This is a genomic window from Desulforapulum autotrophicum HRM2 (genome assembly GCF_000020365.1).
Taxonomy (GTDB): Bacteria; Desulfobacterota; Desulfobacteria; order Desulfobacterales; family Desulfobacteraceae; genus Desulforapulum; species Desulforapulum autotrophicum.
Genome location: NC_012108.1, coordinates 2,686,779 through 2,704,481, shown reverse-complemented (window position 1 = coordinate 2,704,481; position 17,703 = coordinate 2,686,779). Strand labels below are relative to the sequence as shown.

Genomic DNA, 17,703 nt, shown 5'->3' with positions numbered 1-17,703 from the left:
CTGTGTCCCTTTTTTACTGAAGCAGGGAGTCGTTCATGGTGACCCTTCTGACAAGTTCCCGGTAGTCAACTGCACCTGAGCATCCCGGGGCAAACTCAAAAATAGTTTTGCCGAACGAAGGCGCTTCACTGAAATTTTCATTGTACCTGATAGGTTTGCAGATTTCTTTGGGATAAAGTTTCTTAAGTCTATCGTATATAATCTGGGGATTTTTAACCCTTGTATCCATGAAGGTCGGCACCACATACTTCAACGACACTTCCTTGCGATATTTCTGGATGGAACGAAGGCTTTTCATGAATTCCGACAGTCCATGCAGGGGCATCACTTCAAGGGCCACGGGAATCAGTATTTCAGTGGCGTAAAACAGCACGTTCACCGTCAGTTGATCCCATCCAGGTGAGGTGTCGATGAGGATAAAATCAAATTTTGACTCAAGGGGCTTAAGCGCCTCGGAGAGGGTCCACTCGGCGCCGAAACTCTTTCGGTCAATGATTCGTTTGACCCCGGCAAGGGATTTCCCCCCCCCCAGAAGCCAGAAATTTTTTCGTACCTGGACAATGGCCTCGTCCGGGGTAAGCTCCCCTGTCAAAAGTTCAGTCAGCCCTACGCCTGTTCGCTTGCCCAGGACATAGCCGGACTGCCCCTGGGTATCGGTGTCCACAAGCAGCACCCTGTATCCGGCAAGGGCAAGCCCTGCCCCGAGGTTTACGGAAGTTGTTGTTTTTCCAACGCCGCCTTTGCTGAGGGAGACACATATTTTTCTTGCGGCTTTGATCAGTTCTGGCGGTTCTGGTTTTGATAGCTCTGGTTTTGTTATTTCTGGTTCTAATGTTTCCGGTTTTGAAATTTCAGGTTTTATTTTTTCAGGGGTTGATATTTCAGGGGTTGGTGTATGGGGTGTCGGCCTGGTTCCATGGGTCTGGGCCTGCAGCCTGAGCTTATCTACTTCTACTGGAAATTTATGGCCACATGCCTTGCATCTGGCAACAATGGTCTTTCCTTCCGGAATAGTGTCAATGTTTACACGGTGCCTTCTGGAACAATGGGGACAGACAATAAGGGTCACGACTCCTCCTTTTTCAACGCTTCAACTCCAGATCCTGGTCCAGTGAAGTACGGCTGTCTGTAAACAGCTCTTTTCGAAAATTCTGGACAATGGCGGTCATTTCTCTGACGACATTGTCCGCCAGGTCTACCCAGTGAATACCACATTTCCAGGTTGTATCACTTAGAGGAGAGAGGTGGACTACCTCGGCCCTGAGACCCTCAAAAACCTGACCCCCAAGATCCAACAGGCATGTCTCAAGGATGTCACCTGGTGTGAATCCGGGCTCATATGAGACCTCAAAACCAACCCCGCCATTGGCTATATCCAAAAGGGGATATGGAAAATTTTTGATAACGACTACATATTTTCCAGGGTTATTAAGAGGCACGCGAAAAAAATTGCGAACCTGACTGGTCGATTGTGAATCATCGTTCAGTGCTTGAAATTCTATGGACTCTCCAAGTTCATCTTCCATGGTCCCACCCCATGATAGTTAATGTTGCATGACCCTGTCCGTTTATCCAGTACCCATGCTGTATTGAAGTTGAACTATATAACAGCATTAAATAACAGGCAAGAGAAATCCTCACTGTCCCTTCCCAGGGGCCAGGACAATAGCGGTTCGGGCCGGAAGGTAGAGACTCAGCTGTGAATTGTCGTTTTGGATCGCCCCCCCTTTGAGGGTAAGATGAACCTGGTCAGCCCTAAGCCGCCCATGGCCTCCAAACCCTGTGGCATCCGTGTCAAGGACCATTTTAAATCTACCGGTAGGTGCATTGACGGGGTAATCAACAAACGATTTATCTGGGTGAAAATTAAAGACAAAAATCATTCCTGCCCTCATGAATCCAATGGTCTTGTCTGCCTCATGGACAAAAATCAGCCTAGCCCGGGAAGCGTTCAAAATCCCGTGGTCCTTTGCCGTTTTGACCATGGCTCTGTCAAACCGGGCAAGGCAGGAGAACATCAGATCTTCATTGTCCACCAGGGACCACTGGCGTCTGGCATGCTGATATGACCAGTTATTGGCAGCGCTTGGAAAATCAATCCATTCCGGATGGCCAAACTCATTGCCCATGAAGTTGAGATAACCGTTGCCTGCCGTTGCAAGGGTGATGAGCCGGATCATTTTGTGGAGAGCCACGGCACGAAAGGTTGTGATGGAGGTGTTGGTTCGTTCCATGCACGAATAGATAGCCCTTCCCATGAGGTGCATCATCAGAGTCTTGTCCCCCACCATGGCCTGGTCATGGGATTCGGCGTAGGAGATGGTTCGTTCGTCTTCACGCCTGGAGTTGAGCTCTTGCCATAGAAGGCTAAGGGGCCATTGTTCGTCCCGGTACTCCTTTAACAGGCGAATCCAAAAATCAGGGATACCCATGGCGTAACGATAATCAAACCCGGTTCCCCCGTCGCTCTGGGAGGTTGCGATGCCAGGGTAGCCGCTCACCTCTTCGGCAATGGTCACGCAATTTGGGATCATGGCGTGAACAAAACGGTTGGCAAGATAGAGATAGGCAAGGGCATCCAGATCAACCGAGTTGCCATAGTAGTCATCATAGCAGGTAAAGGCCCGGCCAAGGCCATGGTCGTAAAACAGCATGCTTGTCACCCCGTCAAACCGGAAACCGTCCAGGTGAAATTCTTCGATCCAGTAGCGCAGATTGGAAAGAAGAAAGTTAAGGACCATGGGTTTGCCATAATCAAAGCAGCGGGAATCCCACAATCGGTGAATTCCCCGGTCCCCGGAATGGAAAAATTGATCCAGGCTCCCGTCAAAGCGGCTCAAACCCTCGATCTCGTTTGAGGATGAATGGGAGTGGACAACGTCCATGAACACCTTAAGATCCAAGCCATGGGCTGCATCCACAAGACTTTTAAACTCTTCAGGGGTTCCGAATCGAGAGGAGACGGCAAAAAAATTGGTAACATGGTATCCGAACGATCCATAATAGGGATGTTCTTGAACAGCCATGATCTGGATGGCAGTGTAGCCTGCAGTCTTGATCCTTGGCAGCACCCGGGTCTCGAACTCCTTGAAGGTTCCCACTCCCCACGTTTCCTGGGCCATGCCCACATGGGTCTCATAGATAAAAAGATCGGCAGGATCAGGAGAGGAGTGACGCCACATATAGGGGCTTTCTGGTTCCCACACCTGGGCATTGAATATCAGGGAATCCGGATCCTGGACAACCCTTGTGACAGCTGTCGGCAACCTGTCCCCCCTGCCCCCTTTCCAGGTGACAACCAGCCTGTAAAGAGCCTTGTGAAAAAATGCTCCCAAAGGGAAACTTGCCTCCCACACGCCATCGGCCGTCTTACGTTCAAGGCAGAATTCTGGATCAATCTGCCATTGGGTCATCTCCCCGATGATATGGATGGCCGTGGCATTGGGCGCCCACTCCCGGAAGATCCAGCCGCTGTTGAGACGATGGAGCCCGAATTCCTTGTGGTACATGGCAAATTTTTCAAGGGATCTGTGGCCTTTTTGGGTGATCCTTTCGTATTTTTGTTGACAATGTCCGATCCGCCTGAGAATTTCCTCCCTGTGGGGCAGGAGGAAACTGTCCCGAAAAATGCCAGGATCAGGGGAACATGGGTCTTTGCAGCATTCTTTCATAGAGTCCTATATATTTTTCAGCACAGGTTGTATGGTTGAACTCAAGTACGCCTTCAGTCATGATACGTCGAATCTGAACCTCCTTGGCATCCCCGTCAAGCCGATAAAACGCCATGGCCTGGTCAATTGCCCAGGCGAGACCGTTTGCATCGTGGACATTGAAAACAAAGCCATTACCCCGGTTGTTGTCGAGATCCAGGTGTTTCACGGTATCATGGAGTCCGCCCGTGTCATAGACAATGGGAAGCGTACCGTAGATGCATCCTGTCATCTGGGGCAGCCCGCAGGGTTCGAACCGTGATGGCATAAACAGAAAATCAGAACCGGCAAAGGCTTCGTGGGAGAGACTTTCGCTGAACTGATTGACACTCATTCGGCGTTTAATCCCGTGAAAGTTGGCAATATCCCTGAAATGTCTTTGATACTCCCCGCTTGCCACAAACACCATCTGAAGGTTTTCTTTCCAGTACCGCTGGATTACGGCAAAGGCAATATCAGCCAGAAGCTGACATCCTTTTTGAACAGGATCCAGGCGGGAGGGCCAGAAAAACAGCGGGGCTGTCTCGTCGGGTTCAAGGCCCAGGAGCTCCTGGAGGTAACGTTTGTTGAGCCGTTTTTTTTCCCGGTGATTTTTGGGACCATAGTTGTGGGTAATCATTTCGTCAATGGCCGGGTTGAACTCTGGATCAGGGGCATTCAACACCCCGTCTGCACACCCGGCGTGAAACTTGTTGGCAAGTTCCTGGCGCAGGCAGGGCTCCACAAACGAGTGGCGCTGGTCAATGATCTCTTTTAAAAAGGTCGGACTCACCGTGTTGACATAGTGGGCCGCAAAAACCCCGGAGGTTAGAAAATCCACAGCATTTTGATTCCTTGCATTCTCATAATTTCCCGGCGGGTTTCTGAAATAGAGGTGGTTCCAGAACGAGGCTGCATCTATGCCGCGATCCTCGATCTCGGCCAGGGTCGCTGTGACCGTGTGAATGTTGTGGACAGTAAACAGGCAGGGAATACCCATCTGCCTTGCCATGGCCGGTACAAGACCTGTCATCCAGTCGTTACAGTGGATGATGTCAGGATTTACACGTGGGATGATGTTGTTCATCACCTCCCTCTGAAAGGCCAGGGCAACCTTAAGGTTGATGTCGGAATAACCCGAGTACACATGGGTCAGATAGTAAAAGATTCTGTCTTCGGCAAGATGAATTCGTTTATCCTCAAGCCGGGCCTTGATCCTGTCCATTTCCCTGCTGAAAAAATCGGGCAGGTACCCGTTGATAATGGATCGATAATCGGGAAGGGCCACATGAACGTCTCCGCCAAGATCGAACAGAGCCGAAATCAGGGCCGCGGAAACATCGGCCAGACCACCAGCCTTAGCCGAATAGTTGGACATATTTCCCATGTCATCGGGAAGATAGGTCACTTCGGGTGTCACAATGAGAACACGTGGACGTTTCCTTTTCACCGTCATGTGATTTCCCTGTACTCCTTTATAATATCATGTGAAATATTGGAACACATGGTCATTTCTTCTTTACAGTCACGGTCTTTTTCTTTGCACTCACTTGGCCCAGGTCATGAGACCGGGGGTTGTCTTGAGGATTTCGTCACCCTGGGGAATCACCCGGGCCGTATAACCGAACCTGCCAGCATCCGAACAGTTCAGTTCACAGGTGTAGAGATAGATATTTTTCCCTGATTCCGCCTTTAAGGTCATGGTTTTGGTCCTGCCACCATCCAGGCGGTCCAGGGATTTGAGCCTGCCGAAATAAATCTGGACTTCCACATCTTCAGGTGTAAGGTCACCAAGGAAAACGGTTGTGGAAAGGGTAAAGGTATCACCGACCTTAAACCCAGTATCCGGGGGCATGGAGGGTTTCATCACCCGTAGGTTTTTCCACAGGGTCTTAAGCCGTTGTCGGCCCCTTGCAAGTTCAATTGCGCCACCGGCATTGTCAGCCGTGAGTCTGGCCATGTTGCAGGCAGCTGGGATGTAGAACCGGTTGGTATACTCCCGGACCATTCTGTTGCTTGAAAATTCCCCCAGGGCCATTTTTATGGATTCCTTCATCATCTGTACCCATCTCTGCGGCGGATTACCCCGCTTTCGGTCATAGAAACAGGGAATAACTTCGTTTTCCAGAAGATTGTAAAGGGCCTGACTCTCAACGGAGTCCTGATAGGCCGTATCCTTGTAATCGCAATTATCGCCAATGGCCCAACCTCTCTGGGCAGTATAACCTTCACACCACCATCCGTCAAGGATGCTCAGGTTGAGGCTGCCGTTAACGGCTGCCTTTATGCCCGAGGTTCCGCAGGCTTCATTGGGCCTTCTCGGGGTGTTCAGCCACACATCGGCCCCCTGGACCATGTAGCGTGCGATGTTGATATCATAGTCTTCAAGAAAAACCACCCTGTGCCTCACCTTATCCCTTTTGGCAAAGTTCATGATTCTCTGGATGATCTGCTTGCCCTCATTATCGTTGGGGTGGGCCTTGCCGGCAAATACAATCTGGATGGGGCGGGTCGTTGAATTAATCATGGCCTCAAGGCGTTCCGGATCCATGAGCAGAAGATCAGCACGTTTGTATGTTGCAAATCGCCGGGCAAAGCAGATGGTCAGTACATTATGGTCAAGAACCGACGAAACCGCATCCAGGACATCCCTTGGTGCATTCCGTCGTGAATATTTTTCAAACATCACTTTTCGGCACAAACGGATGAGTCGGGAACGGTCAATGCCATGCACATGCCAGAGATCTTCATCGTCGATGTTGTCTATCCGCTGGACCATTTCAGGGGTGCAGTTGATGCCTGCCCAGTCAGATGTCAGATATCGTTCAAACAAGGCCGCCTTTTGCTGGGAAATATACGAGAGGATATGAACCCCGTTGGTGATATGGGTGATGGGCACCTCGTCCACGGGCCGTCCAGGCCAGATACCCGTCCACATCTTCCTTGCCACGGTTCCATGGAGACGGCTTACCCCATTGAGATAACCCGAAAGGTTAATACCCAGGACACACATGTAGAAAAAACCGTTGTTTTGATCCCCATGGTTCATCTGCCCCCAGCCGAGCAGGTCAACCTCGGTGATGTTGAATTTTCGGGCAAAGGATCGAACATAGGGAAGTACAAGGGACGGCGGAAATTCATCATGACCTGCCGCAACAGGGGTATGGGTGGTGAACACACTGGTTCGTTTACATGTTTCAAAGGCAGCGTCCATGTTCACATGGAATTTTTTCATGATCTGGACGATTCTTTCAAGTCCGGCAAATGCACAGTGGCCCTCGTTCATGTGGATCACCGAAGGAAAGATATCCAGACGTTCAAGGGCACGCATACCTCCAATACCGAGCAGGACCTCCTGGGCCACCCTGGTTTCAAGGTTGCTCGTATAAAGGCGGGCCGTTATATCCCTGATAAACGGGCTGTTTTCCACAAGGTTGGTGTCAAGGAGAAGCAGGCGCAACCTGCCTACCTTTAGTTGCCACACCTGGGCCTTGATCGTTCCATGGGGACTTTCAACGGTCACACAGACCTCGTTGCCCTGGCTGTCAAGGGCCCGCTGGACCGGCAGATCAAAAATATCAATTTCAGGGTAGCGTTCCTGCTGCCACCCCTCAAGGTCAAACACCTGGCTGAAATACCCCCCCCGGAACAACAGCCCCACACCTGTGAGGGGAAGGCCCAGGGAAGAAGATGCCTTGAGATGGTCTCCGGCAAGAACACCAAGTCCGCCGGCAAACAGGGGCAAAGATTCGTGGATTCCGAACTCCATGGAAAAATAGGCAATGGTCTGGGTGGACCCGACTTCAAGCTTTTCAAAGCCCGGTGCAAAGGAAAACATGGCTTCAAACCTTGCCTTTACCTGTTCCATGTGGCCGATAAAACCGTCGTCCCGGGCAAAAGCCTCAAACCGCCGCTGGGAGATGGATGCCAGAAAGGCAACAGGGTTTCGCTGGTTTGCTTCCCATTGAACCGGGTTGATCCGTCTGAAAAGCTCAATCGCATCATGATTCCAGCACCACCAGAGATTTTTAGACAGGTAATCAAGAAACCGCACCGGTTCAGGTATGGATGGACATACCTGAAAAACCTGTAAATTCTCCATCGTCAACTCCTCAATGAAAGTTTATGCCAAACCCGATACAGTTCGCTTGCCCCCCAGGCCTGGGCATCACAACCCCTTGGTGCATGGGGCGCATCCCCGTCAACAATTTCAGGAACAAAGCCTGCGACCCCCTGTTCCATGAGTTTTACACTGCTGGTCAACCATGAAATTCCAGTCATGGCCCCTTTGCTGCCAAAGGTTTCTGCCCAGGCCTCACAGAACACGGGAAACACCCATGTCCAGGCCGTTCCATTATGGTAGGCAGGTTTTCTTCTTGTGTCCTCATCTCCCATGTAATGTCCCCAATAGGGACGATGGGGGTCATTCAAGGGGCCTGTCGGGCCCTCAATGACCAGGGGAAGATCCACCGGGCTGTCGTCAAGGGTCCGGATAGCACCGGGTACCAGAAGTTCCATGCAATGTTCAAGGGCCGGGATGCACAAATCTTTATCCCGGATCACCCCGAGGGAGATCAAAAAAAGCTGATTGGGTCTCAGGGCATCATCGACCACGGCACTGCCCGCAGGGGCCTTGCCCCGGGTGTGGAGACAGTCTGAGAAATAGCCCCTGGATTCCATGAAAAAAAGCGTTTTAATTGAATCTTTGACCTGGTCGGCAAGCCTGGCCCAGGCCTGGGTTCCGTTGGGATCGATCTTTGCCAGGAACTCAAGGCTGTAGGCCCACAGGGCCTGGATTTCAATGGGGTAACCCTCCCTGGGTGTTCCAGCGGGAAAGTTGGTGTCCATCCAGGTAAAATGGGACGGGCTGAAAACCAGGGCGGTTTCAGGGTCCATGGCGATACCGGTTTGCGTGCCGCGGACATAGGCGTCCCCGATGGAAACAAGGATCTCTTTAAAGGTTCGGCCGCCAAGGGTCTGGTCAAGCAGGGCCCCACCCTCCTTTTCCACCACCTCCCTTGCTGCTGCAATAAACCACAGGGGAGCATCCGATGTTTCCCTGTTCCTGGCATCATTACCGCTGATCATATTGGGAAGTGAGCCGTTCGCCTCAAACCGGCCAAACAGCCTGAGGATTTTTTTGGCATCGACCAGTCGTTCCCCCTGAATCAAGGCCCGACTGAAAATGAGGCTGTCCCTGCCCCAGTCAAGGAACCAGGGATATCCGGCAATGACGCTCCTGTCCTTTGCCCTGTCCACGAGAAAGGCATCAAGGCTTTTAGTAAGGGCTTCAGGCAGCGGCCACCCCCTGACAAATTCAGTGTCAGGCCCATCCGACCCGGTAAGGATGTCGTCCCGTTCCGGACCCTTACCGCAGGTCACACGGGCAGAAATACGGATGGTATCCCTGCCTCCAAGATTCGCAATAAAATATCCGGGGCTGAACAGATCTGAATCCGGGTCAAGGCCTCTTTCAGCATCAAGGGAACGGTGCACCATATACTGCCATTCAGGTTCCCATACAAAGGTGCCGTCCGAAGCTTTTACCCCAAGGGTACAGTGATTGGGATCAGGGGCAAATAAAAACCCGCCCGACACCATGGAAATTGACGATTTCCACTGATTTTCAGGCCCCTTCCACGCCTTGACGGTTTCATGGAAGCTGCGGTGTTCAAGGTCCGGGCGGATGATGATGGTAACCTGTTTATCATCCCCAAGGGGATTCCTACGCGGGGAACCTGCCGGTCGTGTGATATCCATCTCAATGGCGTTGGTCTGATCTACCATTTTAAGGGCTATTTCAATTGGACAATGGCTGCCTTCACTTGTGGGCAATCGAAAGCGCCAGAGTCCCCTGTTCCCATAGGAAAAGGTAAATGATTCCAGGCAGTCAAGGGTAAGTTCCCTTGAATATCCCTGGAACGTGGCCCAGATTCTAAACCGGGTAAGGGCCATCCATCTTTCCTCTGGAAAATCAGGCTGGATATTTGCTGCAAGCAAGGCATCGTAACGGCTTTCAAGCCTGCCCCACCAGGCAAAGGCCCGCATCATTGCCCCCCGATGATTTACGCCAAGAAGTTTTAGGGAAGGATTCTTTGCAATGGCCTTGCGGGTGTGCGTTGACGAAACAAAGGCAGTTCCCGAGCCTGGCAGAAAAACAAGGGGTGCCTTGGCCTTCTGGGTACCCTTGGCACCCAAGACCCTTATTTTCAAAGTGTGTTCCATGACTCTGCCCTGGGTGTCAAAGGGAAGGAAAACGGCAAAGAACCGGCCATCCCGGGTGGCCAGGGCCTCATTTTGCTCCAGGGTACGAACGGTACCCTGGGTCCGGGTTCTAATCTCAGCCCTGAAATTAGCGGGTGCAACCACCATGAGGAAAAAACCATGGGGCACCATGACCTGTCTTCGAACATCCCTGTTCCACTCCCAGACCACCACCCGGCTTTCGTTTCCGTCCGGGTTAAAGGATCTAATAAACGCCACAGGGTCGGCAACCAGGGCATCTGCCTCATAGTCAAGATCCAGACCAGACACATCCCCGTACCCAGCAAGGGTCGTGACGATCTTCAGGGCACAGGCGACCTGCTTTTGACGAACCACCCGCCAGGGGATGGGATCATTTTTCAGGTCAGCCGCTTGAAGCCGTTTTATATCCTGCCTGTCCCGGGTCAGGGCCATCACTCGGCCCGGTTCAACTTCAACACTGAGGATCTCTCCTTCAAGTTTGGCAACCACCTGTTGCTCAGTCACAAGGTCGAATAGAACTCCCTCTGGTTGATGCCTTGCCTGCCATAGGACCGTCTGGCTCATTTTACAGTCAAGGTTTGCAACTACGATGATCTCCCTGTCTGTTGCTGCAATCCTCCGGCAAAGGACCAGATAGTTTCCCTGACCCGTTTGCACTAGGTCCAGGCTGACATTATCTGCAAAGGCTGGGTGGGTCTTGAGAATAAGGTTTAACCGCCGAATATGATCGGTCTGGTTGATCTTTGCCCCCCAGTTCAGGCAGGTGGATTCATGGACGTTTATCTTTTCGGTGGCAAACCATTCCACCCCGTTGGCAAAGCCGAAACCGCCGCAAACTGAAAAAAGGGCACAAAGGGAGGTGCGCATTTTAGCATAGCGAGTGGAGGTGGCAGCCAACCGCTGATTATCATGGGTCTCGGCAAAATGGATCATATGGCCGAATTTCTCAGATATTGAAATGGCCGTTGGCAGATAGGCTTCCACAGCCTTTCGGTCATAGTTCTGGAACAGTTCGGAATAGGCCCAGTTGAAATTGGCCTGGCTGAGAATATCACAGGTGGCATCCAGGGGGCCGCCGAGCCCCTCAAGGAAGAACAGGGTGTCTGGATATTCTTTTTTTACCTTTGCAACAATATATTCCCAGGCAGGAACCGGAATCATATACCCGGCATCGCACCTGAATCCGTCAACACCTCTGGTGCACCATAGAAGAAAGATGTCTGCCATGTATTGCCACAGGGCTTTTTTGGAATAATCCAGCCGGGTCAGATCCGCCCACAGAACTCCCCAGGCACCTGGAACCGCAATTTCCCCCTCTTTATTTCTAACCAGCCACTCAGGATGTTTTTCATGGATGGAGGCTGCCCAGCCTGTGTGGTTGATGGCGATGTCAAGGATAAGGTAACCGGCACAGGAATGAATTTTATCCACAAGGGCTGAGAATTGTTCCATGGGGGTGGCACTTGAATCAAACTCGGCAAGTCCCGGATCCACATCGGTGAAATTCAAGGCTGCATAGGGGCTGCCGAACCGACCCATACGGCCGTAGGTCGTGGGGGTTGGATGGATGGGCAGCAGGTGAATGGCCCGGCAGCCCAGATGTGTGAGAATAAAATCTATCTCACCGGACAGGTCCCGAAATTTTCCCGAGCTGGGAATCACCGCATACCCTCTTTTGTCAAGGCACTGGATGCAGTCGGCCTCCTCTTGTGCAAGGGGTTGCCCCTGGGATCGAGTAGGACCGAACTGCCTCACAAAGGCGTTATAGACAATATTGGCGCAGCAGGTACCGGCAGGTTCCACGTTAATGATGGTATCTTCGCCCGGCGGCCACACCGGCGCATGGCTGTCTTCGGCCCAGAAAAAACACTTTGCCCTGAAGTGACCGGTTTCCGAAAGGGGCAGTGTAATGGCGAACACGGCCGGACCCTGACGGGTCATTTGAATGTCATGCCAGGCCTCGTCAAGTTTAATTTCGTTACGATCGACTTCATCAATAATTTCGTTCCTGGCGATGGAAGCCCGGCCAAGGTTTGTCCTGATCCACGCCATTCCACTGACATTGGAGGGAATGGAAAGGGTAAAGGTCAGGACATCCCCGCAGAACATCACCCGGGATGTGCCGGGTCTGGGAAGCTGTGAAATCATTTCCGAAACGTTCATGGCTGGACCCCCGTATGTTTAAATCTAACCGATAACTTCCTGAATAATCGCGAGGGCATAGTCAATGTCCTCTTTATTTATCACCAGGGGCGGAGCAAATCGAATGATATTCTCATGGGTCTCTTTGCACAATAACCCTTTTTCCTTGAGGGCTTCACAATAGGTTCTGGCCTTTATTTTTCCAGGCTCAAATTCAAGACCAATCATCAGGCCCCTGCCTCGGATTTCACGGATAAAAGGGTTCTTGAGGGATTTTAAACCATTTAGAAAATAGTCTCCCATTACAGCTGAATTCTCAATCATATTCTCTTCGACCAGAACCTTGAGAGCCACCCTTGCAACGGCACATGCCAGGGGGTTTCCTCCAAAGGTACTCCCGTGCTCGCCCGGATTAAGAACATCCATGATCTCAGTGTTGGACAGTACCGCTGACACCGGATAAAGTCCCCCGGACAACGCCTTGCCGATCAGCGTCATATCTGCCTCTATCCCCTCGTGGGCTTCGGCCAGAAGTTTGCCCGTCCGACCCAGACCCGTCTGAATCTCATCAAGGATGAGAACAACATTGTTATCCGTACAGATTTGCCGGACCTCCCTGAGATATCCTTCAGGCGGAATAATGACACCTGCCTCTCCCTGGATGGGCTCAACCATAAAGGCTATGGTGTTTTCGTTGATGGCTGCCTTTAACGCCCCAGCATCGCCAAAGGGGATACTCTTAAACCCAGGGGTAAAGGGGCCAAACCCGTCCCTTGCTCCTTTGTCCGAACTAAAGCTTATGATGGTGATGGTTCTGCCGTGGAAATTGTTATCACATACAATGATCTCAGCCTTGTTCTCCGCGACCTTTTTGGTTTTATATCCCCACTTTCGAACGGTTTTAATGGCCGTTTCAACGGCTTCGGCCCCGCTGTTCATGGGCAGCACCTTGTGGGAGTGGGTCAGTTCACACAACTCCTTGTAAAATAGTCCAAGCTGGTCATTTCTAAAGGCCCGTGAGGTCAAAGACAGCTTTGCGGCCTGCTCGGTCAGGGCCTTGACGATTTTAGGATGGCAGTGGCCCTGATTCACGGCAGAGTATGCAGACAGACAATCCATGTAACGGTTACCATCTACATCCCAGACCCAGATGCCCTGCCCCCTGCTTAAAACAACGTCCAGGGGTTTGTAGTTATTTGCGCCAAGCCTTTGTTCAATTTCCAGATAATCCATTGTAAGTGTCCTGTTGCTAAAATTTCAATTCTATTCAAGTAAAAAAGGAAGGTTGAAACGACCCGTTTAAACGGCATGGCCGGAACAGCGTCTCTGCCCTCGGTCACAACGAAATTTAAAACCCCTCCAGTGGTAGTACTTCTACACATATTTCATTTAAAACGTTGTTACTACAGTTTGTCAATCTCTTCCATGAGCTTCTCCATGGCAAGGGTTGCACGGTTTTTTAAAAAAACGTCGGTAATGGACCGGGTATACAAAGAGCTTGTTGTGTTGATCTCGATGATGACGGCCCCGCGTTCTTTGGCCATCCTGGGAATCAGGTTGGCCGGGGCCACTTCGCCTGTGGTGCCGATGAGAACGAAGCAGTCCGCCTGTTCACACTCTTTGAACGACCGTGAATGTGCAGGCTCGGGGATTGATTCTCCAAAGAAAACCGCATCGGGTTTCATTATTCCCCTGCAATGGTCGCACCGGGGAGGAAGAGCGGCAAGATCCGTCTGGTCGACCTTGACGGATTTGTGGCAGTTGAGACAAACCAGCCGCTTCAGGGAACCGTGAAACTCATGAACCACACTGCTTCCCGCTTCCGTGTGGAGGTTGTCAACATTCTGGGTGATGATGGCCTTGACAAGGCCCCTTTGCTCAAGCTCTGCCAGCGAATAGTGGGCCGTGTTGGGTTTGATGCCGGAAAAAAGGTTGTAAAAAACATCCCTCATCACCTCCCAGGATTGGGTGGAATGGCTTAAAAAATATTCTATATCAAAAGTGGCCGGATCGTATCTGTTCCAGAGGCCGTTTTCTCCCCTGAAAGGTGGAATTCCGCTCTCAACAGATATACCGGCTCCGGTAAATGCCACACAGCGACGTGCCGATTTTATCATCATTGCTGCCTTTGCATACATAGTAAAACGCTCCTTTTATCAGGTCAGTTCAACCGTGTCAAAGGAAAGGGCCATGAGATCAATGATGAGCAGCCGGTTTCTCAGCAACTCCCCCCGGTTGAGCAACACCTTGATGGCTTCGGATGCCTCGATTGCCGCAATGAACATGGCTGTATAAGCCAGGGTACCCATCTCTTGTTCAACGCCGTCTGACCGTGGGGAAGTTTGATCCCCATAGACAAGCGTCAGCCCCGGGTCCTGGGGAAAGATGGTGGTGACCTGGCCCAGGGTGCCTGCGATGGCGCCGGATACCAAAGGAACTTTTGCCCGTTTGCAGGCAGATTCCAGCAGAAACCTGGCTTCGATGCTGTCAAGGCAGTCGATCACAAGATCACATCCTTTAACCGTTGCATCTGCATTCTCGCTGTCCAAAAAATCATGGCAGGCTGCCACTTGAACAGTCGCATTTACAGCACCCACCCGAGCGCTTGCCGCACTGGCCTTTGAATGACCGACCAGGGCTTCAGTGGCAAGGATCTGCCGGTTGAGGTTGCTCGTCTCAAAGGAGTCACCGTCCATGAGAACCAGGGCACCCACCCCGATCCTTGCAAGCACCTCCACCACGGCGCCGCCAAGGCCGCCAAGGCCAATGACAGCCACCCTGGACTCGGACAGAACAGTTTGTTCATCCTGGGAAAGGGTGTTGAAATTGCGCCTGTAGCGCTCCATGGTTCAACCGCCTCCCACAGGGGGGAAGATGCCTACCCGGTCCCCGTGCTGCACCTCATGGGTCATGGGTTGTTTTTTACCGTTGACAAAAATGAGCTTGGTTTCCTCTTCAGGAATATTGAGCTTGGAAAGAAGCCCTGCGATGGTTGTCTTGTCGGGGAGTTTAAATGCATCTGATTCTTTGGGACGATATTTAACCAGGGTTGCAAACAGTTTGACTTCAATTTCAATCATTTTAGATTACCACTTTCCCACCGTGCCGTTATTTGATATTAGAAGTAATAACTATGACACAACCATATAAATCTGTGCAACAATAAACTTTAGGTGAAACAAGATGGGTCAAACCCAAAAAAAAACGATAGCCATAGAAGCGTTGGCCACCAATTTGTCAACCTACGCCATTGACCGTGATGATTTAAAAGCCCTTGTCCAGACCATCCCCAAAGAAAACGATCTTAACATGGCAACGGTGGAGTATGAACTTCAAATCCTTAGAATTTTGAGTGTTGGCTGGGCAATCGCCTTTTATCTGCCCCAGCACCCGGACAAAGAGCGGTTGAGTCTTCTTTTCTGGGAGCAGATCAGGGAGGTGGCAACCAAAATTTCTACCCTTCTTGCCACCACATCCGGCCAGTCCATTGATTATTTCAGTATCCTGAAAGAGCGCCTTGACGGCTATGTCCGGGCCATGCAGTCAAACCCGGATCAAGCGTCCGAACCCACCGTTGTTATGGGACCTGCCTTTGCCACAGCCTGCAATTGCCCCCAGGACCCCATCGCCATTCTTGTGGGCACAAAGATGTTCACCCTCTGCCTCGGCGGGGTTAAATCCTATATTGACTCCCTTGAAATCGAAACTGTCCAATGATGCAAAAAGAACGAATCACACCGGACCTTGTTGTCAAATACATCATCTATGTTAATGTGGCCCTTTTTGTGGCAAGCCTTGCCCTGAGCGGCAGGGAGATACAAATTTCCCTCAACCCCTTTACGGCCTTTTCACCGTCCATGAATGCCCTGATCTTTCTGGGTGCCACAGGAACCATTCCCATTGACCACTACCATGAGTGGTGGTCCCTTATTTCAGCCAACTGGCTCCATGGAAGCCTTGTGCACATCCTCTTTAACATGACGGCCCTTGTCCAGATAGCCCCCCTCATCATCCATGCCTATGGCATCAGCCGAATGCTTGCCATCTACGCCATTGGAGGAACATTGGGTTTCTATCTTTCATACCTTGCAGGGGTGGGCGTCACCATTGGGGCCTCGGCCGCCATCTGCGCATTGATCGGAGCGGCCCTTTATTTCGGAAAATCCCGGGGTGGGGACTTTGGCAAGGCCGTTTACAAGCAGACCACCGGATGGGTTGTCAGCCTTGCCGTCATCGGGCTTTTAATCCCCAGCATCAACAACTGGGGCCACGGTGGCGGTGTGGTTGCAGGTATTTTCCTGGGATGGCTGCTGGGATACAACGAACGTAAGCAAGAAAATGCCGGCCATCGTATTGCTGCAGGTGTTTGTATCTTCCTGACCCTGGGGGTCCTGACATGGGCCCTTGTGTCTGCCGTATATTTGAGCATTTGATGTTTTAGACATCTAAACCAGGGTTCCTAAAAATCAAACAAAAGTTTTTCAGAAAAATCAATATAGATAACAAGGTATGAAAATAAAAAATAGATTAGAAAACTCACAAATCCTGACCGGCTACCTTTTTGCCATTGCTGCAACGGCCATCTGGTCAGGCAATTTCATCGTTGCTCGGGGCCTTAACGAAACGATTCCCCCCATCACCCTTGCCTTTTGCAGGTGGCTGGTTGCCGTGATTGTATTTTTGCCCTTTGCATTAAAACCACTTATTGCCCAATGGGGTATCCTTAAAAAAAATATGGGATATCTATCTGTCACCTCATTGCTGGGAATTACCATATTCAACACCCTGATCTATTTTGCCGGTCACACAACCACCGCTGTCAATTTATCATTGATATCCATCACTTTTCCCATCTTTATTGTCATTTTTTCCAGAATTTTTTTCCGGGAACGACTCACCCTGAACAAGGGCATCGGCATCGTACTTGTTGTAACAGGGGTTGTCCTACTGATCACCCGTGGGGCCCTTTCAAGCCTGCTCAATATCTCTTTTGCCATAGGTGATCTCTGGATGCTTCTGGCCGCCATCATTTTTGCCGTATACAGTCTTTTATTGAGATCCAAACCCCAGCAGTTAAGCATCTGGGCCTTCCAGGCAGCCACCTTTATTCTGGGACTCATCTTTCTATTTCCCTTTTTTGTCTGGGAATATACCATCACACCTTCCATCCCATTTGATACAAAGGCCGTTGTATCCATTTTATATGTGGGCATCTTTGCCTCCTTTTTTGCTTTTGTTTTATGGAACAAGGCAGTCGTGGCGGTGGGTCCTTCAAAAGCGGGAATGGTATACTATACCTTACCCCTTTTTAGCGGTTTTTTGGCCCACTTCTTTTTAAAAGAAAATGTCACCATTATCCATTTTTACAGTGTCTTGCTCATTGCCTCGGGCATCTTTACCGCTAATTATGAATTCAAGGGTCTCAAGCGGATCAGCACCGCTCAAGCTCGACCATGAACGCCTGAACCTCCAAGGTGGGATGGCCTTTACCACGATGGGATCCCAAACCAAGGAAATGATTAAAAAACAACAAATGGAAACCCCTTTGGGCTTTTACATAAATTTTACATACCTGGCACTGCATTTAAAGGAGAGTATAACAATCTGTTTTTTTATCGTTTATGCC

At 50.8% G+C, this 17,703-nt stretch carries 13 protein-coding genes; 3 read left to right on the top strand and 10 right to left on the bottom strand.

Features of this window, described 5'->3' with window-relative positions; genetic code table 11:
* Positions 1–13 precede the first annotated feature (13 nt).
* The 10 genes from HRM2_RS11745 to HRM2_RS11700 form a co-directional block, all read right to left on the bottom strand.
* Positions 14–1,069 carry an AAA family ATPase gene (locus HRM2_RS11745; RefSeq protein ID WP_015904227.1) on the bottom strand — a complete coding sequence of 352 codons (1,056 nt, stop codon included), beginning with the start codon at positions 1,067–1,069 and terminating at the stop codon, positions 14–16.
* Between the two features lie 13 nt (positions 1,070–1,082).
* A complete protein-coding gene (locus HRM2_RS11740; RefSeq protein WP_015904226.1) occupies positions 1,083–1,526 on the bottom strand; it encodes a PilZ domain-containing protein in 444 nt (147 codons plus the stop codon).
* A gap of 111 nt (positions 1,527–1,637) precedes the next feature.
* Positions 1,638–3,671, bottom strand: a complete 2,034-nt coding sequence (locus HRM2_RS11735) for an alpha-amylase family glycosyl hydrolase (RefSeq protein ID WP_015904225.1) — start codon at positions 3,669–3,671, stop codon at positions 1,638–1,640.
* A complete protein-coding gene (locus HRM2_RS11730) occupies positions 3,637–5,145 on the bottom strand; it encodes a glycogen synthase (RefSeq protein ID WP_015904224.1) in 1,509 nt (502 codons plus the stop codon). The genes HRM2_RS11735 and HRM2_RS11730 overlap by 35 nt, the downstream gene beginning before the upstream one ends.
* A 90-nt stretch (positions 5,146–5,235) precedes the next feature.
* Positions 5,236–7,791 carry an alpha-glucan family phosphorylase gene (gene glgP / locus HRM2_RS11725; protein WP_015904223.1) on the bottom strand — a complete coding sequence of 852 codons (2,556 nt, stop codon included), beginning with the start codon at positions 7,789–7,791 and terminating at the stop codon, positions 5,236–5,238.
* A gap of 2 nt (positions 7,792–7,793) precedes the next feature.
* Positions 7,794–12,098: an amylo-alpha-1,6-glucosidase gene (locus HRM2_RS11720; protein WP_015904222.1), complete on the bottom strand. Its 4,305-nt coding sequence runs from the start codon at positions 12,096–12,098 to the stop codon at positions 7,794–7,796.
* A 24-nt stretch (positions 12,099–12,122) separates the two neighbouring features.
* Complete coding sequence (gene rocD, locus HRM2_RS11715) at positions 12,123–13,310, bottom strand: ornithine--oxo-acid transaminase (protein ID WP_015904221.1); 1,188 nt, start codon at positions 13,308–13,310, stop codon at positions 12,123–12,125.
* Between the two features lie 170 nt (positions 13,311–13,480).
* Positions 13,481–14,215 carry an SIR2 family NAD-dependent protein deacylase gene (locus HRM2_RS11710; protein ID WP_015904220.1) on the bottom strand — a complete coding sequence of 245 codons (735 nt, stop codon included), beginning with the start codon at positions 14,213–14,215 and terminating at the stop codon, positions 13,481–13,483.
* Between the two features lie 18 nt (positions 14,216–14,233).
* Complete coding sequence (locus HRM2_RS11705) at positions 14,234–14,923, bottom strand: HesA/MoeB/ThiF family protein (RefSeq protein WP_015904219.1); 690 nt, start codon at positions 14,921–14,923, stop codon at positions 14,234–14,236.
* A 3-nt stretch (positions 14,924–14,926) separates the two neighbouring features.
* Positions 14,927–15,157: a MoaD/ThiS family protein gene (locus HRM2_RS11700; protein ID WP_015904218.1), complete on the bottom strand. Its 231-nt coding sequence runs from the start codon at positions 15,155–15,157 to the stop codon at positions 14,927–14,929.
* Between the two features lie 103 nt (positions 15,158–15,260).
* On the opposite strand from HRM2_RS11700, the gene HRM2_RS11695 reads away from it, so the two are divergent.
* The 3 genes from HRM2_RS11695 to HRM2_RS11685 all read left to right on the top strand — a co-directional run bounded on the left by HRM2_RS11695 (position 15,261) and on the right by HRM2_RS11685 (position 17,534).
* Positions 15,261–15,794 (top strand): hypothetical protein, encoded by a 534-nt coding sequence (locus tag HRM2_RS11695; protein WP_015904217.1) that lies wholly within the window; start codon positions 15,261–15,263, stop codon positions 15,792–15,794.
* Positions 15,791–16,510 carry a rhomboid family intramembrane serine protease gene (locus HRM2_RS11690; protein WP_015904216.1) on the top strand — a complete coding sequence of 240 codons (720 nt, stop codon included), beginning with the start codon at positions 15,791–15,793 and terminating at the stop codon, positions 16,508–16,510. The genes HRM2_RS11695 and HRM2_RS11690 overlap by 4 nt, the downstream gene beginning before the upstream one ends.
* 76 nt (positions 16,511–16,586) lie before the next feature.
* Positions 16,587–17,534, top strand: coding sequence for a DMT family transporter (locus tag HRM2_RS11685; protein WP_015904215.1), 948 nt, complete (start codon positions 16,587–16,589; stop codon positions 17,532–17,534).
* Positions 17,535–17,703 lie beyond the last annotated feature (169 nt).

What these genes read in the sequence shown, in the direction of transcription:
- HRM2_RS11710 (WP_015904220.1), bottom strand. Translation starts at nt 14,215, where the DNA reads ATGTATGCAAAGGCAGCAATGATGATAAAATCGGCACGTCGCTGTGTG.
- HRM2_RS11705 (WP_015904219.1), bottom strand. Translation starts at nt 14,923, where the DNA reads ATGGAGCGCTACAGGCGCAATTTCAACACCCTTTCCCAGGATGAACAA.
- HRM2_RS11740 (WP_015904226.1), bottom strand. Translation starts at nt 1,526, where the DNA reads ATGGAAGATGAACTTGGAGAGTCCATAGAATTTCAAGCACTGAACGAT.
- rocD (WP_015904221.1), bottom strand. Translation starts at nt 13,310, where the DNA reads ATGGATTATCTGGAAATTGAACAAAGGCTTGGCGCAAATAACTACAAA.
- HRM2_RS11730 (WP_015904224.1), bottom strand. Translation starts at nt 5,145, where the DNA reads ATGACGGTGAAAAGGAAACGTCCACGTGTTCTCATTGTGACACCCGAA.
- HRM2_RS11685 (WP_015904215.1), top strand. Translation starts at nt 16,587, where the DNA reads ATGAAAATAAAAAATAGATTAGAAAACTCACAAATCCTGACCGGCTAC.
- glgP (WP_015904223.1), bottom strand. Translation starts at nt 7,791, where the DNA reads ATGGAGAATTTACAGGTTTTTCAGGTATGTCCATCCATACCTGAACCG.
- HRM2_RS11690 (WP_015904216.1), top strand. Translation starts at nt 15,791, where the DNA reads ATGATGCAAAAAGAACGAATCACACCGGACCTTGTTGTCAAATACATC.
- HRM2_RS11735 (WP_015904225.1), bottom strand. Translation starts at nt 3,671, where the DNA reads ATGAAAGAATGCTGCAAAGACCCATGTTCCCCTGATCCTGGCATTTTT.
- HRM2_RS11700 (WP_015904218.1), bottom strand. Translation starts at nt 15,157, where the DNA reads ATGATTGAAATTGAAGTCAAACTGTTTGCAACCCTGGTTAAATATCGT.
- HRM2_RS11695 (WP_015904217.1), top strand. Translation starts at nt 15,261, where the DNA reads ATGGGTCAAACCCAAAAAAAAACGATAGCCATAGAAGCGTTGGCCACC.
- HRM2_RS11720 (WP_015904222.1), bottom strand. Translation starts at nt 12,098, where the DNA reads ATGAACGTTTCGGAAATGATTTCACAGCTTCCCAGACCCGGCACATCC.